Annotated in this window: 19 protein-coding genes and 1 pseudogene; 7 read left to right on the forward strand and 13 right to left on the reverse strand. The window is 72.5% G+C overall.

The window, feature by feature from the left end:
- The first annotated feature begins 7 nt into the window (after positions 1-7).
- The 3 genes from ABD976_RS27010 to ABD976_RS27020 all read left to right on the forward strand — a co-directional run bounded on the left by ABD976_RS27010 (position 8) and on the right by ABD976_RS27020 (position 3,842).
- Positions 8-1,450 (forward strand): Nramp family divalent metal transporter, encoded by a 1,443-nt coding sequence (locus tag ABD976_RS27010; RefSeq protein ID WP_345367899.1) that lies wholly within the window; start codon positions 8-10, stop codon positions 1,448-1,450.
- Between the two features lie 105 nt (positions 1,451-1,555).
- Entirely contained in the window at positions 1,556-2,512 is a 957-nt protein-coding gene (locus tag ABD976_RS27015; protein ID WP_345367900.1) for a LysR family transcriptional regulator, read from the forward strand.
- Positions 2,513-2,606: 94 nt separating this feature from the next.
- Positions 2,607-3,842, forward strand: a complete 1,236-nt coding sequence (locus tag ABD976_RS27020) for an FAD-binding protein (RefSeq protein WP_345367901.1) — start codon at positions 2,607-2,609, stop codon at positions 3,840-3,842.
- A 65-nt stretch (positions 3,843-3,907) separates the two neighbouring features.
- On the opposite strand, the gene ABD976_RS27025 is transcribed toward ABD976_RS27020, so the two are convergent.
- The 4 genes and pseudogenes from ABD976_RS27025 to ABD976_RS27040 form a co-directional block, all read right to left on the reverse strand.
- Positions 3,908-4,084, reverse strand: coding sequence for a hypothetical protein (locus tag ABD976_RS27025; protein ID WP_345368040.1), 177 nt, complete (start codon positions 4,082-4,084; stop codon positions 3,908-3,910).
- A gap of 17 nt (positions 4,085-4,101) precedes the next feature.
- A pseudogene (locus tag ABD976_RS27030) lies at positions 4,102-4,368 on the reverse strand (MFS transporter); the annotation flags it as partial.
- 232 nt (positions 4,369-4,600) lie between these two features.
- Positions 4,601-4,873: a GlsB/YeaQ/YmgE family stress response membrane protein gene (locus ABD976_RS27035; RefSeq protein ID WP_345367902.1), complete on the reverse strand. Its 273-nt coding sequence runs from the start codon at positions 4,871-4,873 to the stop codon at positions 4,601-4,603.
- A 124-nt stretch (positions 4,874-4,997) separates the two neighbouring features.
- Entirely contained in the window at positions 4,998-5,627 is a 630-nt protein-coding gene (locus tag ABD976_RS27040) for a GntR family transcriptional regulator (RefSeq protein WP_345367903.1), read from the reverse strand.
- A gap of 73 nt (positions 5,628-5,700) precedes the next feature.
- Here ABD976_RS27040 and lhgO point away from each other — a divergent pair, with 73 nt between their 5' ends.
- Positions 5,701-6,906, forward strand: a complete 1,206-nt coding sequence (gene lhgO / locus ABD976_RS27045) for an L-2-hydroxyglutarate oxidase (RefSeq protein WP_345367904.1) — start codon at positions 5,701-5,703, stop codon at positions 6,904-6,906.
- A gap of 64 nt (positions 6,907-6,970) precedes the next feature.
- On the forward strand, positions 6,971-7,684 hold the full coding sequence (locus tag ABD976_RS27050; protein ID WP_345367905.1) for a polyamine aminopropyltransferase: 714 nt from the start codon (positions 6,971-6,973) through the stop codon (positions 7,682-7,684).
- On the opposite strand, the gene ABD976_RS27055 is transcribed toward ABD976_RS27050, so the two are convergent.
- Together ABD976_RS27055 and ABD976_RS27060 are read right to left on the reverse strand one after the other, a co-directional pair.
- Positions 7,666-8,364, reverse strand: a complete 699-nt coding sequence (locus ABD976_RS27055) for a pentapeptide repeat-containing protein (protein ID WP_345367906.1) — start codon at positions 8,362-8,364, stop codon at positions 7,666-7,668. The two genes, ABD976_RS27050 and ABD976_RS27055, sit on opposite strands and share 19 nt — an antisense overlap.
- Positions 8,365-8,880: 516 nt before the next feature.
- Entirely contained in the window at positions 8,881-9,270 is a 390-nt protein-coding gene (locus ABD976_RS27060) for a hypothetical protein (protein WP_345367907.1), read from the reverse strand.
- Positions 9,271-9,464: 194 nt separating this feature from the next.
- On the opposite strand from ABD976_RS27060, the gene ABD976_RS27065 reads away from it, so the two are divergent.
- Positions 9,465-9,896, forward strand: coding sequence for a hypothetical protein (locus ABD976_RS27065; protein WP_345367908.1), 432 nt, complete (start codon positions 9,465-9,467; stop codon positions 9,894-9,896).
- Between the two features lie 73 nt (positions 9,897-9,969).
- On the opposite strand, the gene ABD976_RS27070 is transcribed toward ABD976_RS27065, so the two are convergent.
- Positions 9,970-10,731 (reverse strand): VOC family protein, encoded by a 762-nt coding sequence (locus tag ABD976_RS27070; protein WP_345367909.1) that lies wholly within the window; start codon positions 10,729-10,731, stop codon positions 9,970-9,972.
- A 645-nt stretch (positions 10,732-11,376) separates the two neighbouring features.
- Between ABD976_RS27070 and ABD976_RS27075 the strand changes: the two genes are divergently transcribed.
- Positions 11,377-12,504 carry an NDMA-dependent alcohol dehydrogenase gene (locus ABD976_RS27075; protein WP_345367910.1) on the forward strand — a complete coding sequence of 376 codons (1,128 nt, stop codon included), beginning with the start codon at positions 11,377-11,379 and terminating at the stop codon, positions 12,502-12,504.
- A 635-nt stretch (positions 12,505-13,139) separates the two neighbouring features.
- Here the strand turns inward: ABD976_RS27075 and ABD976_RS27080 are convergent.
- The 6 genes from ABD976_RS27080 to ABD976_RS27105 all read right to left on the reverse strand — a co-directional run bounded on the left by ABD976_RS27080 (position 13,140) and on the right by ABD976_RS27105 (position 19,760).
- Entirely contained in the window at positions 13,140-14,258 is a 1,119-nt protein-coding gene (locus ABD976_RS27080) for a tetratricopeptide repeat protein (RefSeq protein ID WP_345367911.1), read from the reverse strand.
- 933 nt (positions 14,259-15,191) lie between these two features.
- On the reverse strand, positions 15,192-15,833 hold the full coding sequence (locus ABD976_RS27085; protein WP_345367912.1) for an NUDIX hydrolase: 642 nt from the start codon (positions 15,831-15,833) through the stop codon (positions 15,192-15,194).
- Between the two features lie 285 nt (positions 15,834-16,118).
- Entirely contained in the window at positions 16,119-17,348 is a 1,230-nt protein-coding gene (locus ABD976_RS27090; RefSeq protein ID WP_345367913.1) for a cytochrome P450 family protein, read from the reverse strand.
- Positions 17,349-17,603: 255 nt separating this feature from the next.
- Positions 17,604-17,954, reverse strand: a complete 351-nt coding sequence (locus ABD976_RS27095; RefSeq protein WP_345367914.1) for a DUF742 domain-containing protein — start codon at positions 17,952-17,954, stop codon at positions 17,604-17,606.
- On the reverse strand, positions 17,954-18,361 hold the full coding sequence (locus ABD976_RS27100) for a roadblock/LC7 domain-containing protein (RefSeq protein ID WP_345367915.1): 408 nt from the start codon (positions 18,359-18,361) through the stop codon (positions 17,954-17,956). Before ABD976_RS27100 ends, ABD976_RS27095 begins: the two co-directional genes overlap by 1 nt.
- Before the next feature lie 52 nt (positions 18,362-18,413).
- Positions 18,414-19,760: a sensor histidine kinase gene (locus tag ABD976_RS27105; protein WP_345367916.1), complete on the reverse strand. Its 1,347-nt coding sequence runs from the start codon at positions 19,758-19,760 to the stop codon at positions 18,414-18,416.
- Between the last annotated feature and the right edge of the window lie 144 nt (positions 19,761-19,904).

Genomic DNA, 19,904 nt, shown 5'->3' on the forward strand with positions numbered 1-19,904 from the left:
CACGTGGATGGTCCCGAACAACCGCGATGGCGCGGACGTCGCCGACCCGTCGAAAGCGTTCCCCAGCAAGCACATCCCGAGCCCGCAGGTCTGCGACCTGCCCGCGCCGCCGGTCAAGCAGTGGCGCTACATCGGCCCGGGGATCGTCGCGGCCGGCGTCGGCATGGCCAGCGGCGAGTTCATCCTGTTCCCCTACATCACCTCGCAGGTGGGGCTGACCTTCGTGTGGGCCGCCCTCCTGGGGCTGGTCACGCAGTACTTCCTCAACATGGAGATCGAGCGGTACACGCTGGCCACCGGCGAGACCGCGGTCACCGGCTTCTCCCGGCTGTGGAAGCACTGGGGCCTGGTCTTCGCGATCATGGCCTACTTCGCCAACATCTGGCCGGCGTGGGCGACCAGTTCGGCCACCTTGATCACCTACGTGGTGGGCGGCAGCGCCGCGATCACCGCGGTGGTGATCCTGCTGCTCGTCGGGCTGATCCTCACCCTCGCGCCCGCGGTCTACACGGCGCTGGAGCGGGCCGAGATGCTCAAGGTGGCGGCGCTGCTGCTGCTGATCCTGATCGGCGCGTTGTTCGTGCTCGGCGCCCGGACCTGGGCGGCCGTGCCGACGATCGTGACCGACGCGGGGTTCCCGGCAGCCGAGCTGGGCTTCGCGGTGCTGCTGGGCGCGCTGGCCTTCGCCGGTGCCGGTGGCGGGCAGAACCTGGTGCAGAGCAACTGGATCCGGGACAAGGGCTTCGGCATGGGCAAGCACGTGCCCAAGATCGTCTCGCCGCTGACCGGTGAGCTGGAGTCCCGCGGCCAGGCCGGGTTCATCTTCCCGCCCACCGAGGAGAACCTGTCCCGCTGGAAGGGCTGGTGGCGCTTCGCCAACCGCGAGCAACTGCTGACCTTCGTCGGGATCTCGTTCCTGTCCATCATGTTCATGTCGCTGCTGGCCTACGCCACGGTGTACGGCACGCCCGGGCTCTCCGAGGACGTGTCGTTCCTCCGGGTCGAGGGCGAGCGGCTGATGGAGATGGCCGGCGGGTGGTTCGGCTACTTCTTCTGGATCATCGGGGCGGTGTCGCTGTTCGCCGCCGCGCTGGGCATCGTCGACTACACCAGCAGGCTCGCCGCCGACGTGCTCAAGACGACGTACTTCCCCGACGCCTCGGAAAGCAAGATCTACGCGGGCCTGGTGTGGGGCCTGGTGCTGATCGGTGCGGTGGTCATCCTCGTCGGGCTCGACCAGCCCATCGTGCTGGCCACCATCGCGGCCTGCACCGGCGGGGTGATGATGTTCATCTACTCCGGCCTGCTCATCGCGATCAACCGCAGGATGCTGCCCGCGCCGATCCGGATCCGCGGCGTCCGGCTGGTCGCGCTGATCTGGTCGATCGTGCTGTTCGGCACGCTGGCGGTGCTCACCGTCCAGCAGCAGATCGGCAACCTGTTCGGCTGATGCGCTCGGCCGTCGCCCCCTGGTGTCATCATCGTGCGCGATGCGGGAACCGACCGGGCGGGTGAGGCGGATGCGCTCAGGAACGTGCCGTTCGGGGTGGTGGCGGTGAGGGCCAACGACGCCTACCGCTACCGCCTCGACTGGTTCATCAGCTTCGTCTCGGTCGTCGAGCACGGCGGGTTCTCCGCCGCGGCGCAGGCGCTGTACCGGTCCCAGTCGCGGATCAGCACCCACGTCGCGGAGCTGGAACGGGCGCTGGGGGTGCGGTTGTTCGACCGCTCCCAGCACCCGGTGGCGCTCACCGCCGAGGGCCGGGCGCTGCTGCCGCACGCGCGCGGCATCCTGCGGCACCTGCGGGCGGCCACCGAGGAGGCCGGTCAGGCCAGCAGGCGGTTGCGCGGCCGGGTCCGGCTCGGCGCCTACCCGAGCGCCGCCGCGCACCTGCTCCCACTGCTGCTGCCGCGCATCGCCGAGCGGTTCCCCGGCGTGGAGGTCGTCCCGTGGGAGGGCAGCACGCTGGAGCTGGAGGCCGCGCTGATCGCGGGCGAGGTGGACTTCGCGGTCCGGCCGGTGCTGCCGGTGGCGCCCACCGGCGTGCTGACCTGCGATCCGCTGTGGCGGGAACCGCTGGTCGCGGTGGTCAGCGCCGAACGCGCGCCGCGGGTGCGCTCGATGAGCCTGGCGGAGCTGGCCGCCGAGCAGTTGATCACCATCGGCGACAACTCGGGCCGCCCCGGGCACTACGAGGCCCACCTGGTGTTCGAGCAGGCGGGCCTGGTCCCCGAGGTGGTGTTCCGGACCAACCAGCCGCAAACGCTGATCGCCCTGGTGCGCACCGGCATGGCCATCGGGGTCACCAACGCGCTGGCGATGACCACCGCGAACACCGGCGGGGTCCGGCTCATCCCGATCGACGACGTCCCCCGCGGCCGGGAGGTGGCGCTGTGGTGGCGCACCGACCGGACGCTCACCGCCGCCCAGCAGGCGGTGCGATCGCTGGTCGCGGACTGCCCGGACCCCGACTTCGGCCTGCTCGCGCACCCCGCGCCGCCGACGGCCTGAGCGCTGTCGCGCGGCGGTCCGTCCCGGGGATCTTGAAATCCGCTCGCCCGGGCGCCAGGCTGATCGGCGGAACCGCTCGCACCGGAGGTCGCCGATGTCGCGCAACTGGGCCGGGAACGTCACCTTCAAGGCCGAGGGCTCGGTGCGGCCCACCTCGGTGGAGCAGGTGCAGGAGCTCGTGTCGGCCGCCGGACGGGTCCGGGCGGTGGGCGGCGGGCACTCGTTCAACACCATCGCCGACACGCCCGGCCTGCACCTGTCGGTGGCCGACCTGCCGGACCGGATCCGGATCGACGGCACGACCGCCGCGGTGCCCGCCGGGATGCGCTACGGCGAGCTCGCCGAGGCGCTGCACGCCGAGGGGCTCGCCCTGCACAACCTCGCCTCGCTGCCGCACATCACCGTCGCGGGCGCCTGCGCCACCGGCACCCACGGCTCCGGGGACCGGAACCGGACGCTGGCCGGGGTGGTGGCCGGGGTCGACCTGGTGCGCGCCGACGGCGAATTCGTCGCGCTGCGGCGGGGCGATCCCGGTTTCGACGGGGCCGTGGTATCGCTCGGCGCGCTCGGCGTGGTGACCGCGCTGTTGCTGGACGTGGTCCCCGCCTTCGAGGTCCGCCAGCACGTCTACACCGGCTTCCCGCTGCGCCGCCTCGGCGAGGACTTCGACGCGGTCTTCGGCCTCGCCTACAGCGTCAGCGCCTTCACCGACTGGCGCGGTCCGGACGCGGCGATCTGGGTCAAGGCGCACGCCACCGACGATCCCGCCGCGCAGCGGGAATGGCTCGGCGCGACCCTGGCCGACGCGCCGCGGCACCCGGTGCCCGGCGGGCTCGCGGACGGCTGCACCGAGCAGCTCGGGGTGGTGGGCGCCTGGCACGCGCGGCTCCCGCACTTCCGCGGCGAGGCGGTCCCGAGCACCGGCGCCGAGCTGCAGTCCGAGTACTTCGTGCCGCGCGCGGCGGCCCCGGAGGCGTGCGCGCGGCTGCTCGCGCTGGGCGAGCGGATCGCCCCGGTGGTCCAGATCTCCGAGGTGCGCACGGTCGCCGCCGAGGAGCTCTGGTTGAGCCCGAGCCGCGGGCAGGACGTGGTGGGCCTGCACTTCACCTGGCATCCCGACCCGGCGGCGGTGCGGGCGGTGCTGCCGGAGATCGAGGCGGCGCTGCTGCCGCTGGGCGCCCGCCCGCACTGGGGCAAGGTCTCGTCGATCCCGCCCGACGTGGTGCGCGAGCGCTACCCGCGCTGGTCGGATTTCGCCGCGCTGGTCGCCGAGTTCGACCCGGAGGGCAAGTTCCGCAACGACCTGCTGGACGCCCACCTCGGGACCTGAGCACCGCCGACGGGAGCGGGCCGACCGGGCGCCGTCGCCCGACCGGCCCGCCGCACCTCGGCGGATCAGCCCTCGTCGTCCTGGCGCAGGCGCGTGACGAACGGCGCGCAGAGCACCGCGACGAGCGCCACGCAGCCGCCGAGGACGAACGCGTCCCGGGTGCCCGCGGTCTGCGCGAGCGCCGCCGCCCTCGGCCGCGCCCAGCGACATGGCCGCGACGAGCAGCGCGGTACCGGCGGCACCGGCGAGCTGCTGCAAGCGGCAGGCTGATCGCGGTGCCGCAGGCCTGGATCACCCGGGCCAGCAGCATGACGGCGAAGCCGGGCGCCACGGCGGCCTGCGCCGTGCCCGCGGCGAACAGGGCGCGGGTGGTGAACCGCTGCAGCAGGAAGCCGGTGGTCGGGATGACCACCGCCATGGTCAGCATGAATCCGGTGGTCAGCCACTGGGCCGTGGTGGCGGAGACGTCGAAGTCCGCCATCAGCCCGGGCAGGGCCACGCTGAGCACCGCCTCGTTGCGGATCATCAGCAGCGCGGAGACCGCGAGCACGGCGATCACCGGCGAAACCCCTGGGGAGAGGTCTCCCGACCAGGACCCGGGGATGCTGGTGGCGGAGGTGGCCGTGGCGGTCTGGCGCACCTGCTGGGACCGCTGGGGAGAGCTCGCGGCCGAGGGCGAGGCGGGGGCCCGGTGGAGTTCTACCGCCGCTGCCGGGAGGAGTTGCGCCGGGTCATCGCCTGACGCCCGCCGCGGTACCTCAGCGGCTGGCCCGCCCCTTGCGCCCGGTGAACTTGTTGTACGCCACGAGCACGATCACCGCGCCGATCACCGAGCCGATCCACCCCGCCGGTTCGAAGCCCCGCACGCCCACCGTGAGCAGGCCGAACAGCAGGCCGCCGACGACCGAGCCGAGCACCCCGAGCAGGATCGTCATGGGCAGTCCGATGTTGTCCTTGCCGGGGACCACCGCGCGGGCGATGAAGCCCGCGACCAGGCCGAACACCAACCAGCCGAGAATCGTCCAGAGCACCGCAGCCACCTCGTCCCACCCGGATCACCTGCTGGTCAGGCTACGCACCGCGGCCCCCGACCGCGACGACCCGGCCGGGGGATCGCCGCCGGTGTCCGGGTGAAGCGCCCCGCCGCGGATCCGCTCAGCCGTGCGCGGCGAGCACGTGGTCGCGGGCGCCCTCGACGTGCGCGACGATCGCCGCGCGCAGCGCCCCGGCGTCCCCGGCCGCCAGCGCCGCCACCATCGCGTCGTGCTCGGCGTCGATGCGGGCCAGGTCGTGCCCGGAGCGGACCCAGCGCCTGCTGTAGGGCTCGACGAGGTGCAGGAGCTGGTCGATGAACCGCAGCGAGAGCGGCTGCTCGGCGAGTTCGTAGATCCGGCGGTGGAACCGGTAGTTCTCGACGGCCCGCCCCTCGGCGTCGGCACCCTGCTCCCGCATCCGCTCGGCCGCCGCGCGCAGCGCCTCCACGTCGCGCGCCCGGCAGCCGCGCACCGCCTCCTCGGCCAGCGCCGGCTCCAGGCGCAGCCGCAGTTCGAACAGCTCCGCCAGTTCGGCGCGGCCCAGTTCGGCGACCACCATGCCCCGGTGCGGCTGCACCGCGATCAGCCCCTCGGCGGCCAGCCCGTGCAGCGCTTCCCGCAGCGGGATGCGGCTCACCCCCAGCTCACCGGCGAGTTCTTCCTGGACCAGGTGCTGCCCGGGGCGCAGCACTCCGCGCCGGATCCACTCCCGCAGGCGTTCGGCGATCGGTCCGGCGCTGGCTCGTGTCACGTCCGGAAGCGTATCCACTTCTCATCTCCGCTGCGTTTGTATACAGTCGCAGCGTCGAGCAGCGGGAGGGGCGATGGTGGACGCGGACGTCGTGGTGATCGGTGGCGGGATCGTCGGACTGGCCACCGCGCGGGCGGTGCTGCGCTCGGCGCCGGGCACGTCGGTGCTGGTCCTGGAGGCCGAACGGCGTTGGGGCGCGCACCAGTCCGGGCACAACAGCAACGTGATCCACAGCGGTCTGTACTACGCCCCGGGCAGCCACAAGGCCCGGATGGCGCGGGCCGGTGCGGAGGAGATGATCCGGTTCTGCGCCGAGCACGACGTACCGGTGCGGCGCACCGGCAAGCTGGTGGTCGCCACCCGCCCCGCCGAGGTGCCCCGGCTCGACGCCCTGGTCGAGCGCGGCACCGCCAACGGGGTCACGGTGCGCCGGATCAGCAAGGTCGAGCTCGCCGAACGGGAGCCGCACGTCGCCGCGGTGGCCGCCGCGCACGTCGCCGAGACCGCCGTGACGGACTTCTCCCAGGTGTGCGCCGCGATGGCGGCCGAGATCGCGGAACTGGGCGGTGAGCTCCGCACCGGCGCGCCGGTGGAGCGGATCCGCAGCCGCGGCGACGGCGTGGTGCTCACCGCCGGGGACGCGACGGTGCGGGCGCGGGCCCTGGTGAACTGCGCCGGTCTGCACAGCGATCGGGTGGCGCGGCTGAGCGGGATCACGCCGCCGGTGCGGATCGTCCCGTTCCGCGGCGAGTACTTCGCGCTGCGCCCGGAGCGGCAGCACCTCGTCGGCGGACCGGTCTACCCGGTCCCGGATCCGGCGCTGCCGTTCCTCGGCATCCACCTGACCCCGATGCTCGACGGCACGGTGCACATCGGTCCCAACGCCGTGCCCGCCTTCGCCCGACACGGCTACCGCTGGCGCGACGTGGACGGCCGGATGCTCGGCGATCTGCTGCGCGATCCGGCCAGCCGGGGACTGGCCCGCCGGTACTGGCGCTACGGCATCGGCGAGTTCGCGCGCTCCGCGCTCCGGCCGCTGTTCGTGCGCAGCGTCCGCGCGATGCTGCCCGAGGTGACCGCGCGGGACGTGCTGCGCCACGGCGCCGGGGTGCGGGCGCAGGCGGTGGACGACGACGGCAAGCTCGTCGACGACTTCGTGATCAGCCGCGCGCCCCGCGCGGTGCACGTGCTCAACGCGCCGTCACCGGCGGCGACCGCGAGCCTGCTGATCGGCGAGCGGGTGGCCGCCGACGTCCTCGACGAGCTCGTGGCGGAGTGACCCGGGTCGGCCCCGGCGCGGCGGTCGTCGACAATGGAGCGATCGCGGCGGAGGAGGTGTGGCGATGAGCGCCCGGTTCGAGGAGCTCGACTGGCAGGAGACGCCGATCGGTGCGATCAGCCTGCGCCGCAGGCGCGACCCGGTGCTGGACGTGGACGTCTACGAGGTCAAGCTCGACGACGAGTACCTGATGTCCAGCCTGTTCACCACCGCCGAGGTGGAGCTGGCCCGGCTCGGGCTCGCCGAGCTGACCGGGGGATCGGCGGACGTGCTGGTCGGCGGACTCGGTCTCGGCTGCACCGCGGCCGCCGCGCTGGACGACGACCGGGTCCGGTCGCTGACCGTCGTGGAAGGGCTGGCCGAGGTCGTGGACTGGCACCACCGGGGGCTGCTGCCGCTGTCCGGGCGGTTGACCGGCGACCCGAGGACGGCGCTGGTGCACGGCGACTTCTTCGCGCTGGCGGCCGCCGGTGACGGGCTCGACCCCGCGGCACCGGGCCGCCGGTTCGACGTGATCATGGTCGACATCGACCATTCGCCCCGGCACGTCCTGGCGCCGTCCCACGAGCCGTTCTACACCGTCGACGGGCTCCGCCGGCTCGCCGCCGAGCTGCGGCCGGGCGGGGTGTTCGCGCTGTGGTCCGACGACCCGCCGGACGAGGAGTTCCGCGCCGCGCTCGGCGCGGTCTTCACCCGCACCGAGGCCCACACCGTCGCCTTCGACAACCCCTACGGCGGTCCGCGCTCGGCCAACACCGTCTACGTCGCCGCGCTCTGACCTCGATCGGTGACCGCGATGCCCGCGGCGTCGAACAACGCGGTGGCCACGTCGAGCACCTGGTCGGGACCGATCACCGCACCTCGCAGCGCCTCAGCGCCGACGAGTCCGCGCAGCCCGGAACCGTGCAGCCGCAGGCCGGGCAGCGAGCCACCGGTGAAGTCGGCCCCGCCCAGTTCGCTGTCCTCGATCCGGCCGCCGCTCAACCGCGCCTCGTGGAAGTCGGCCTCGGGCAGCGCGCAGTCGGTGAACTCGACCCGCCGCCCCTCGACCATCCGCAGGTTGGCCAGATCGAGCTTGCACCCGCTGAACAGCACGTCGGTCAGCTTCGCCCCGGCCAGCACCACGCCGCTCATCCGGCAGTCCCGGAACTCCACGCGGTCGAGCGCACCGTCCTCCACGATCACCCCGGACAGGTCGCAGCCCTCGAAGACCACGTCCCGGCACCGCCACCGCCGCCACCGGAGCCCGGTCAGCCGCCCGCGCCGCCACCGGCTGCCGGACAGCACCACGTCCGGCACCGTCCCGGCGTCGCGCCCGGACACCAGCGGCTCGGGCACGTGCTCGGCGCCCAGCACCACCTCGTCCACGTGCTCCCCCGCGACCGGGGCGGCGAGCGCCTCGCCGAGTTCGCCGGAGATCCCCACCGGCCGCCGACGCGACCCACGAGCACGAGACATGCCCGGCAGGGTAGGCGCCACCTCCGACACCCACCGCCCCGTCCCCGAACCTCGACGCGGAGGGGAGGCATCCACGACCGGCTGGCGTCCCGACGCCTCGCGACGACGAAGGACGACCGCCCTCGCGGAGCACCCGCCGCCACGAGCGAGGTGACCTGCGGCGGCGGCAACGGCCGGGATCAGCACGACACGCGGCGAACCCCCGGTCCGCACGGCACCCACCCGGAAGGCCTCACGACCGGGGCACGGCCGGATCGCACACCTCCGACGGCGAGCACCCCATCCCCCGGGCCACGTCACCCGAACCGGTCTTCGTCGCCAGGTGAGGGGCACCTTCATCCGGCTAACCCCGGATGAAGGTGCCCCTCACTCACCACCCTTGCGAGTGATTCTCGGGCTGAGCGCGGTCCTCGGGCAGGACCACCGTCCTCTTCGGATCGCAGGCGTGGAAGGGGCCGGTCCCGCGCAGGGGAGACGGGACCGGCCCGGGACGGCGGCGGGAGCGCTCGCCGTCGGTCACGGTTCGTCGATCGGTCCGGCAGCCTTCTGCGTCTGCACCGCGATCTCCTCCTGGATGCGCTGCTGGCGCTGCTTCCGCCGGATGCGGGTGAGCACCAGGATGGTGATGCCGTGCGCGAGGGCGGTGACGAGCAGGACCACGCCGATGCGCAGGACCACGCTCTCCACGGTGTTGGCGGAGGAGGTCACCGAGATCATCGCCAGCAGTCCGAGCACCACCAGGTGGAAGAGCACCGCGACGAGCCGGTTGACGGAATCGGCTACCTTGGAATCGGAGTAGACCTCCTCCAAATAGGTGGCGCCGCTGCGCCAGATGAGGCGGCCATCGATGAAAACGACCGCCGCGCCTACCAGGACTACGACCAGAGACGCCATGTCGGCCTGCACCCCAAACCTCCTCCGTCGTTACGGATCTGGTAGTGGTGGTTACCCGACGTCGATCACCGTGAAACGGTCCGTCGTGCCGACTCGCGGGTGAACGTCGGTCTCGCCGACGTGCCGACGAGGGGGCTTTCTTGACAGCCGGTCGATGCGGGCGACACGCTGCGTTGATATCGCACGACGTAGCGTGAGGAGACGTGGTGGTCTGGTCCGCGGTGGTGTTGCTCGCTCTGGCCGCACCGGTGGCGTTCTGGTACGTGATCGGCGACCAGTCCAGCGTCTCGCCGGATCACGCCGATTACCTGGTGGAGCCGCTGCGCTTGCCGTCGTGGGTCAACGGGGCGGTGGTCGCGGTCACCGCGCTCATCGTCCTCGGCTGCGCGCTGGTGCTGCTGCGCGAATCCCGTCGGGGTCGGCTCGGCCGCCGTCACGGCGTGGTGCTCGGGCTGCTGCTCGTCGCCGGGCTGCTCGTCGGGGTGTCCGCGCGCATGATCACCGCCGGGGTGATCGGCGCGAACATCGGTGGCGGAATCATGCTGATGGTCGCGCTGCCGCTGGCCGGCGCCCTGGTCCTGGTGGCGCTCGGGTACGGCATCGTCTCGACGGTCCGCCGGCGTTCGTCGGAGGGGTGACGGGCCGCGCCGCCGGGGCAGGCGGCCGGCCCGTCGCGGTCGGCGCAGCGCTTCCCCTCGCGCGCCGACCCGTTCACCTTAGAACGAGTTTTCGAGTGATCGCCAGTCGGTTCCCGTCCTGATCAGCGGCTCCGGCCGAGATCGTGGGCGACGGCGAGGGCATCGCCGAGCCGTTCCCGGTCCGCCGCCGTGAGTCCGGTCGCCTCGATCCGGGCCAGCGCCGCGTCGACCCCGAGGTGTCGTCGAGCCGCACCGCGAGTTCGGCGCGGTAGGCGAGCGCCTCGACGAGCTCGACCGGTGACGCGGACTCCTGCTCGCGGCGCAACGCCCCGTCGAGGATCTTGGCCGCCTGCCGCTCGTCGCCCTTGGAGTCGCCGAGCACGATCGCGTTCTCCAAGGCGGTGCCGAGCCGGCCCGCCGGAGCCGTTCCGGTCGTCGTCCGCTGGCGCGTCGGGAAGAACCGGATGGTGTTCCCGGCCGGGTCGACCACGCTGAACCCCGTCCGGCCCCCGCTGTTCTTCCGCTTGCGCGGTCGCGTCATCCGGGGGATCCCCGTGACCAGGAGCTTGCCGTGCGCGGCGCGCATTCCGGCGGCGAAGGAGTCGAACAGCGCGACGATGTCGGGCACCGAGACCAGGCAACTGCCGTGGGAGCCCGCGGGGTCGAAGTCCGGCAGGCCGTAGAAGTGCAGGTCCACGTCCTCCAAGCGCACGACGAGGTACGGGTTCGGGCGCACCTGGCGGTAGGTCCGCGAGAAGCCGAGCATCGAGTAGAAGTCCTCGATCTCGTCGATCGAGCCGCACGGCAGCATCGGGGTGGTCACTTCTCCGGCCACGCCGCCTCCTGGTCCTCGAGCGCGCGTTGCGGCGCGCACCGCGTTCGGGTCATGAGCGGCGTCCGGTGCGCGGGAGTTCGGTGCCGATCCGGCCTGCCCCGCGCCACGTCGCGCGGGACGGTGCGGCTGATCCCGCAGCAGCGCGGAAAGCCGGTGCCGTGGTCGTCCTGGGGCGTCGCCCGACCGGTACGTCGTGCTGGTCGCTCTGCCACTTCGCCCGATGATGGCTGATGGTCACCCGGCCGATGGCCGTCGATCGAGCAGGTGGGCGCACCGCCCACCACCAGCAGCCAGGTGAGGCGGAGGGTCCCGACGGCGGCAGCCGGAGAACCGCGACCCCACGAGCGCGGATTCGTTGCCGAGCACCTGCCGACTATGGCAGGTCGGCACCGATGGTGGGAAGAAGAATGTCCACAGCGGACGCCAAGTGCGTCCGAGCGGTCCGCGCGGGTGCTCCGTTCGGGCGGCAGTCCGGTGGCCGTCGACGCCCCCGTGGCGCCCGTTCCGGCCGCGATGACGACGGCTTTTCGCGCCGTCGGTGCCATCGCCGGGTGAGGCGGGTGCGAAACCCGTCCTTGACGGGGTTCTGCGGGTTTTCCATGCTCGGGAAGGCGCGTGTCTGATCCCATTCGACGAGGAGTGGTCATGAAGACGAAGGCTGCGGTGCTGCGCGGACCCGGCAAGGACTGGGAAATCGAAGAGATCGACCTGGGTGATCCGATCGCCGGCGAAGTGCAGGTGAGGCTCGCGGCCTCCGGCCTCTGCCACTCCGACGAGCACGTGCGGACCGGTGCCAGTCCGGTCGCGTTCTACCCGGTCATCGGTGGTCACGAAGGCGCCGGAGTGGTGACCAAGGTGGGGCCCGAGGTCTCGGGACTCCAGGAGGGCGACCACGTGGTGCTCGCCTTCATCCCCGGCTGCGGGCGCTGCCGCCCGTGCTCGCGCGGGTTGCAGAACCTCTGCGATGAAGGTGCGCTGCTGCTCAGCGGGCAATCCATCTCCGACCGTTCGTACCGCGCCCAGCTCAACGGCGAACCGCTGGTGCCGATGTGCTTGCTCGGGACCTTCGCGCCGTACGTGACGGTCAACGAGGCGTCCGTGATCAAGATCGAGGACGACATCCCGCTGGACAAGGCGGCGCTGCTGGGCTGCGGGGTGTCCACCGGCTGGGGTTCGGCGACCGAGATCGGCGACACCCGGGTCGGGGACACGGTCGTCGTCGTGGGCGTCGGCGGGGTCGGGATCAACGCGGTCCAAGGGGCGGCCGCATCGGGCGCGCGCTACGTCGTCGCGGTCGATCCCGTGGAGTTCAAGCGGCAGAAGGCCATCGAACTCGGCGCGACCCACGCCTTCGCCTCGATGGAGGAGGCCACCGGGCCGGTCGCCGAGCTGACCTGGGGTCAGAACGCCAACACCACCATCCTCACCATGGGCGAGGTGCACGGCGACGAGCTCCAACCCGCGTTGGCCATGACCGCCAAGGGCGGGCAGGTCGTCGTCACCGGAATGGGAGACGCGACCCAGCTCGAGGCCTCCATCGGCCTGTTCGAGCTGACCTTGCTGCAGAAGCGGGTGCAAGGCGCGATCTTCGGCGGTGTCAGTCCCCGGACCCAGATCCCCCGCCTGCTGGAGCTCTACCGGCACGGCACGCTGAAGCTCGACGAGCTGGTCACCACGACTTACAAGCTGGAGGACATCAACATCGGGTACCGCGACATGCAGGAAGGGCGGAACCTGCGCGGCATGGTCGTGTACGGCGACGACGACTACTGAGTGCCGGGGGAAGCCGGTCGTAGTCGGTCGGCTTCCCGATCCGCCCGCGTCGACGGCACGCGTGCGCCCGCCGCAGCGCTCCCGTACCCGACGTGCACATCAGCCGCCTCGCACGGCTCATGCCCCGTTGTGCGGAGTCCGGCACGGCATCGCTTCGAGCGGTGGCGGCGGCGAGTCCCCGCGCATCCGGGATGCACCGGCACCGCGACCGCATGCTCGTCGCCCCGCCGCGCGCTCCCCGCTGCGGCGCATTTCCGGTCATGAGGGGGAATGGTGCCTTTCACTGCCCACGTACACGTGTCCAGGCACAACAGCCCCGCTGTGGAGACCGCGCTGTGAAGCGACTGCGCCGTCGAGGGACCGCGCCGTCGAGGGACCGCGCCGTCGAGCAGCTGCGCCGTCGGGCAACCGCGCGGTGGGCGGTTCCAGGCAGGCATCCACTTGCCCATTCGTGCGAAGCTCAGGCCCGAACGGCATCACGGCTCCGCTCTGCGGCGGAGGTGCGATGATCGCCAAGTCAGCCCTCCGATCGCCGTACTCGTCGACTCCTCTCTCCGCTCAAGGCGGCAACCCGAGCAATACCTGGAACCCCGCGGTCGGCCAAGGGCTGCGAGGCCGGCTCATGAGCTCCGTGATCATCCACAAAGGCCTCCGGACAAGGCCGTTTCCCGCGTTCCCGTCGTAGTGTCGTCAGGCGTCTGCGTACGAGCGGCTGTTGGGTCCGGTTCTTCGGCCAGCTCGGCGATCGCCTGCTCCACCATCCGTTCGGTCTGCCGCAATCCGTAGCCGGACAGCGACCGCAGGAGGGAACGCAGCTCCCGTTCCGTGCGCGAACGATCGGGCTGCAGCTTGTTCCGGCACTTGATCGAGCCGAGACTGGCCAGCGCGGTGCCACGGGGTTCGCCTATGGCGTCGAACTGCTCCCGTGCGTCCTGGTAGGTCTCCGCCGCGTCCGCATAGCGCCCCGCCCGGAAGAGCACGTTGCCGCGCATCTTGCGGTTGTAGGCCAACGCGCTGGCCAGGTCCATCTCCCGGCAGGTCCGCTCCGCCTCGGACAGCAGTTCCAAGGCAGCCTCGGGCCGTCCCCGCAGCGAGAGCACGTCGGCTTGTCCTCGCAGCGCCCATGCGTGACCGCGGTGGTCACCACCGTCGGAGGCCACCTGCGCCGCCTCCGCGAATCGCTCCCACGCCGAGCTGAGGTCGCCGGTGTTGCGGTCGAGCTGCGCGACGCCCTCGAGCGCCCAGACGATGTGCCGGCACTCGCCGCGCTCCCGCGCCTCGGCGAGGAGGTCGAGGTGCAGTTCCCGCGCTTCATGGTGGTCACCTCGGATGCGCAGCGTCTCGGCGATGCCCGCCGAGGCGTAGCCGTAGGGGAGGTGCTCGCCGGCGCGACGCCCGAGCTCACGTGCCCACCCGAGCCAGCGCAGCGCCAGGTCGAGGCGGCCGCGCTGCCTCGCGAGCGTTCCACCGCTCCACAGTGCCCACGACATCGCGGCGAGAGCGGCGCAGTCCTTCGCGGATCGGTAGCTGTCGCGCCAAGCGGATTCCGCCTCGTCGAGCCGACCCAGTCGGCGGCATGCTTCGGCGACCGCGAGCTTGGCCTGCGCCAGTTCGAGCTTCCGGCCGCTGCGCAGCGCAGATCCTTCCCGTTGTCGTGCGGCCAGCAGAACGTCCTCGTAGGAAGTGTTGACCGAAAGGCCGTTCAACGACCCTTGGTACTCCGGTGCGAAAGCCTTGCCGTGCACGTCGTCCATCCCTTCGTCGGTCTCCGGAGATCCGGAGAAGCCCTGCTTCGACCGCGCCGTTGTGCAGCCTCGGTGCGATCGTCCGCAATGGACCGGATCGCTGGCTCCGATGTGGTCCACGCTAGGAACGGGGAAGAACGTTGAGATCGGCCGAAGTGTCAGGCTGGATCGGCCGATCGGCCATTGCTCGGCAGAACCGTCTAGTCCTTTCGGTCAGCGGCTGGTCTGAACGGACCCGTGCCACCGCTCCACGGGGCGCGCTGAACAGCGACAACGCGCCCGAGGGGGAGTTCTGGCCGTTCGGCCGGTGCGCCGAGCACGGCGGGTGCGGCACCGTAGTGCTGTGCGATCGAGCCGGCCACCGGCCGATCCGCTTCCGCGGTCGGCGAGAGCCCGGCGGACACGGGTCGGGCTGCCGGAGGTCGACGCACCGGACTTCGCGTTGCGAGCGGAACGAGCAGTGCTACCCCATCGAGCCGGGTGCCGAAGCGTACGCGTTCGCCGCGGGAAAGCGGCGAACGCAGACCGACGAGCGGGAGGCTCCTCCGGGCGCCGTCCGGAGAAGACCAGGAGGAAGCGATGTGCCAGGACCGGACCCGTCAGCGGGCGGACCTCGTCGGTACGGGGGTCGCCCTGGGCACGCGGTGGTACCTGCACCCAGCGATCCGCCGGGCCGCGCGGTGGGTGCTGCGCGCGGTGCGCCGGTCCACCCGCGTGCGGTTTCCGCTCGTGGTCCCCGCCCGGTGGGCGACTCGGCGTGAACGTCCGTGCTCAGGGCTGGCCGGGGAGGCGTTCCCCGCGACCCGTCGGCAGCAGCACGGCCCCGCAGTGGACTGCCACCCGGCTCGAACCGGGGCGGTCGGTTCCGCGCCGGGGCGCCTGCCGCGACCGCAGGCGTTGAACCCGACGCGCGGCCGGCCCCGAGCGGTCGACCGAGCCGGTTCAGTCGAAGACGGCGGGGCGGGACGGGTCCCGGTGGGCATCGCGGAGCAGGTGCAGCTCCTCCTCGGTGATGCGGCTCGTCGACAGCTCGGGAAGCGCTTCCAAGGCGAACCACCCGACATCGAGCGTTTCCAGCGGCTCGGCGTTCCGGTCCGGGGCCCCGGTGCGCTCGCAGAGGAAGAACAACTTGTACACGTGCGCGGCCATCGGCGGCCAGTGACCACGGCTCTCGCGGTCGAGGACCGCGGCCAGCCTCGTGGCCCGGACCGCGACCCCGGCTTCCTCCAGCACTTCGCGGCACGCCGCCTGACCGGGGGACTCGCCGACATCGCACCATCCGCCGGGCAACGACCAGCGCTGGTCCGAACGCTCCTGCATCAGCAGAACGCGCTCGTCTTCGTCGAAGACGGCCGCCCGTACGTCCACCTTCGGAGTGGCGTAGCCGGCATCGGCGACCGTGGTGCGGTCGAGCTCGGCGGGCAGCGGTTCGGCGGTCACCAGTTCCATCAATGCGTCCGCAGCGGTCCGGATCGCGCGGTACCGCTCGTGGTCGGACTCGTCACCGCTGTAGGCGAGGCCGGTCTGCGCGATCGCCCGGAGGCTCGCCGCCTGCCGACGGATGACCTGCTCTGGTGGCTCCACGAATACCTCTTCGACGTCGCTGTGGGAATTCCATGGTCCGGTACCGCAACTCGAGGGCACAACCAGCCACGCCGCCTGAGGCGTGAGGCCCCGGTTCCGGTGTCGGTGCCCGAATGCACCGCCGGATCAGGGCGGGGCAGCAGACCTGCGGGCGTTGCCCCACCCGTTGACCGCCGGGGAGGCGACGTCCTCCGGTGGAGGCGGCGACGTGCACGCCGTCGGGACGCGAACAACCGCGGTCCTGCCGGGAGCGAGCGCGGCACGCCATGGGCGACCTCGGTGCGTTCAGCCGGGGATCGGCGTGAAGCGCACCGGGAGCGAACTCACGCTCCGGGTCCACACCGACGGTTCCCAGGTCAGCTCGTCCGCGGGTACCGCGAGGGTCAGGTCGGGAATCCGGTCGAGGAGGACTTCGACGGCGCTCCGCGCCATGCACCGTCCCAGCTCGACGGCGGCGTGCGGACAACCGTGCTCGCCGCGGCCGAAGGCCAGGTGGGCTTCGTTGCCGACCGCATCGGAGCACCGGCCCGGTCGCAGGCGCGGAGAGTTGTTCGCGGCCGCCACGCCGAGGACCAGCAGGTCGCCGGCCCGGATGCGCTGTCCGCCGAGGTCGGTGTCCCGGGTCGCGACGCGTCCGAGGACGTTCTGGATCGGGGCGTCCTCCCACAGCACCTCGGTCAGCACCCGGTCGACGCTGCGGGGACCACCGGTCGAGGTCGTCGCGAACCGCGGCTCGGTGAGGATCAGCCGGAGCGCGGTGCCGACCCAGTCCGCCACCGACCGGTGCGCCGTGGTGAACATCAGCAGCAGCTCGCTCGGCAACTCCTCCTCGCCGAGCGCGACCGGGTGCGCGAGCAGGCGCGATGGCAGATCCGGTCCCGGGTGTTCCCGCTTGCGCTCGGCCAGCTCCCGCATCCGGGTGAGGAGCCGCTCGTGCCCCTCGAACCCCTCGGCAAGTCCTTCCCGAAGCGCGGCGGTTTCGCCGTCGTCCATCCCGTAGAGGCGGGCCAGCACGCGCAGCGGCAGTTCGCGGGCGAACCGCGGGATCAGATCGGTGTGCCCGTCCCCGGCGAAGCCGTCCACCAACTCGTCGGCGATCTGCTCGCACCCGGTGCGCGTTTCGAAGGGGTCGATGCCGTCGAGCACCTCTTCGACGGCTTCGACGCGGCGCTGGTGTTCCGCTCCCTCGGTGAACAGCAGGTTGAGCGCATCGCCTGCGGACGGCGGGATCGGCGAGCCGCTCGGCACCTGCTCCCAGGAGCACCACCGTCGAAGATCGCGGGCGAACAGCGCCGGATTCGCGGTGACCTGGCAGATCTCCGGATACCCGAGCACGAACCACGCGGGCAGGCCACCGTCGAGCTCGATCGGGGCGACCGGGCCGTGCGCGACGCGGATCTGGCGGTACAGCTCGGCGGGACGGCGTTGGAACTCCGGGCCATGCAGCATGACCCGCGGTCGTTCGGGCGGAGGGGGGCCGGTGGTGGTCCTGGTGTCGTCGCGCAGGTCGTTCATGGCAGGAGCTCTCCCGGTGCTGGGTTCGGGGTGGTCGGCGCGCGGAACACCGCCGCGGGACTACGGGGCTGGGTCGAACGACGGCGGAACGCCGGTCCGGCCCGGCTCGCCGGGGTTCCGAAGGGCGTGCCGAGGTGCGGTGGTGGTGCCGGTCGGTGCGCCGGGCACCCAGCGCTCCTCCTCGGGCGCGGGAGCGCGTCGGCGGGTGCGCTGCCCGCGGTGTTCCGCTCCCGCGCGGAGTCCGGCACCGGGCGGTCAGAGCCTGCGGAGACCACTGAGCACCTTCCGGAGCAGTTCGGGGTCCGGGATCGCGTCGTCGGGCGGACCGGTGGTGGGGCGTCGTGCGGTGATCCGGTGCGCGTCGAGCAGGTCCGACAGCAGGATCTTCACCACGGCGACCGGCAGCCGGAGGCGTGCGGCGATCTCCGCGACGGCGAGCGGCCTCCGGCACAACCGGAGGATGTGCGCCCACTCCGACGGCATCCCGGGCGCGGGATCCGTCACCGACGTGATCATCGTGGCCAGGTCCAGCGCGTTCTCCCGCACCCGGCTGCGCCCGCCGGTGACGGTGTAGAAGCGACCGGGGTCGTGGTCGTGCCCGGGCATCACGTGCCGTCCGCGGTGCTGGAACACCGTGGTGGTGCGCTGAGGTGGCAACCCGCACGCTCGGCCCGAGCGGCCATGGCGCGGCCGCGTTGCCCCGGATCGACGTCGTCGTGGGCGCGCCGGGCGCCCTCACCGGCATCGACGACGACCAGCATCCCGCCGTCGAACTCGCTCCTCGACTGGTGGACCAGCCCGGGACCAATGCCCGGAGACGCCGAGGCGCTGGCGGACGGCGGCTGGAGCCCGCTCGCCACGGCGGCGAACACCTCGGCGCGGTCCCGGCCGAGACCACTCGTGCCGGGCAGCGCGAGACCATTCCGGGACGGCACCACGGCGCGGTGGGCGGCGGGCCGGCGGCCGTCGAGCAAGCAGCGGAGCAGCGAGCTGGGGTCGGTGTCTGCGGTCATGGTGCTGCGGGCGCCCGGAAGCACGCCTGCCTCCAATCTGGTGTCGTGCCCGTCAGCCGCGCTCGGTCGAGGGCCGGACGAGGGCGTCGAGGAACGCGTCGAACCGGGCCGGCGCGGGCTGCTCGGCGCCCCCGTCCGGGGCGGGATCGGTCGCGGGCTCGTCGCGGAGACGTCGGGGCAACTCGTCCGGCTCCCCCGACCGCGGTCGCTCCGCGGGGACCTCCCGCGACGGTGGTTCCGCCAGCAGGGCGCGCGGGACCAGCACCACCACACCGGTCCCACCGCGCGAGGACGGGCGGAACGACACCGTCAGGCCGAGCTCGCGGGCCACGCAGCCCACCACCGCGAGGCCCAGCCGGGTGCCCGCCGACGTCTCGGTGAGGTCCAACGGTTCCGGGCCGACCGCGCGGAGCGCCCGTTCCCGAGCCCGCCGCGGCATGCCGGGACCGCCGTCCTCGACGGTGATCACCACGCCCCGGTGGTTCTCCTCCGCGTAGACGTGCGCGGCCTCGTCGGGCGGCGAGAAGCGGGTGGCGTTGTCCATCAGCTCGGCCAGCGCACGCATCACGCCTTCCGCGGCATGGCTGGTGATCGCGATGTCGCAGGCCGAATGCAGGACGACCCGCCGGTAGGCATCGATCCGGCCCACGGCACCGCGCAGGATGCCTTCCATGGCGACCGGTCGCGGCCACGAGCGTCCCGTCCGCGCCCCGGACAGCACCGCTGCGGTATCGGCGACGCGGCTGATCTGCGAGGTGCGGTGGTCGAGTTCGAACAGATCGCCGAGCACCTCGTCGGATTCGCCGTGCCGGCGCTGCATGTCGCGCAGGTCGGCGAGCATCCCGGTCGCCAGCGCTTGCACCCGTCCGGCCGCGGTCGCGCAGGTGGCGAGCCGGGCGGCCCGGCCTCGCTCGCTGGTGCCGAGCTCGGTCACCACGGCTTCGAGCAGTTCCCCGTGGTGCGGATAACCGGTGAGGTCCGCTTTCCCGCGCACGGTTTCGGCCGATGCGCCACCGCGGAGCCGGCGTGCGAGATCCGGTACCGCTTTCGCGACGACCTCGTCGTACTCGGCGCGGACGGCATCGGCCTGGGTCCGGTGCTGCTGCGCGGCATTGTCGGCGGCGGCCCGGACCTGGACGCGGTAGTGCCGTTCGACGGCTTCGGCCCGCTGCTGGTGGCAGCGGGCGGCCGCTTTCCCGTGCACGGCCAGCGGTACGCACGTGCAGACGAGCGCGGCGCTGGTGGCCACGATCCAGGCCACCACCAGGCGCGCCTCCCCGGGTGCGCTCAGCAGCGCGGCAGCGGCGCCCCCGCTCGTCAGGAGCATCGTGATCAGGAAGGCGTTGCGGGCCGGCGCGCCGGAGGGACGGACCGCGGGAGCGGGAGCGTGGTCGGACATCGGCGAGCGGGATCCTCAGGTCGGTCGGTGGTGCTGGGTGGCGTGTCGCACCGCGTCCCCGGGGAGACCGCTCCGAGGTCGGCGACGCTGCGCGACGGTGCGAGCACCCTCGGCGACAGGATGCTACCGAATGTGAGTGCGGTG

It is taken from the genome of Saccharopolyspora cebuensis (genome assembly GCF_039542665.1).
Taxonomy (GTDB): Bacteria; Actinomycetota; Actinomycetes; order Mycobacteriales; family Pseudonocardiaceae; genus Saccharopolyspora; species Saccharopolyspora cebuensis.

Bases quoted from the DNA above. Each gene is read 5' to 3' on its own strand.
- ABD976_RS27020 (WP_345367901.1), top strand. From the start codon at position 2,607: ATGTCGCGCAACTGGGCCGGGAACGTCACCTTCAAGGCCGAGGGCTCG.
- ABD976_RS27050 (WP_345367905.1), top strand. From the start codon at position 6,971: ATGAGCGCCCGGTTCGAGGAGCTCGACTGGCAGGAGACGCCGATCGGT.
- ABD976_RS27010 (WP_345367899.1), top strand. From the start codon at position 8: ATGGTCCCGAACAACCGCGATGGCGCGGACGTCGCCGACCCGTCGAAA.
- ABD976_RS27075 (WP_345367910.1), top strand. From the start codon at position 11,377: ATGAAGACGAAGGCTGCGGTGCTGCGCGGACCCGGCAAGGACTGGGAA.
- ABD976_RS27095 (WP_345367914.1), bottom strand. From the start codon at position 17,954: ATGCCCGGGCACGACCACGACCCCGGTCGCTTCTACACCGTCACCGGC.
- ABD976_RS27105 (WP_345367916.1), bottom strand. From the start codon at position 19,760: ATGTCCGACCACGCTCCCGCTCCCGCGGTCCGTCCCTCCGGCGCGCCG.
- lhgO (WP_345367904.1), top strand. From the start codon at position 5,701: ATGGTGGACGCGGACGTCGTGGTGATCGGTGGCGGGATCGTCGGACTG.
- ABD976_RS27100 (WP_345367915.1), bottom strand. From the start codon at position 18,361: ATGACCGCAGACACCGACCCCAGCTCGCTGCTCCGCTGCTTGCTCGAC.
- ABD976_RS27090 (WP_345367913.1), bottom strand. From the start codon at position 17,348: ATGAACGACCTGCGCGACGACACCAGGACCACCACCGGCCCCCCTCCG.
- ABD976_RS27055 (WP_345367906.1), bottom strand. From the start codon at position 8,364: ATGTCTCGTGCTCGTGGGTCGCGTCGGCGGCCGGTGGGGATCTCCGGC.
- ABD976_RS27080 (WP_345367911.1), bottom strand. From the start codon at position 14,258: ATGGACGACGTGCACGGCAAGGCTTTCGCACCGGAGTACCAAGGGTCG.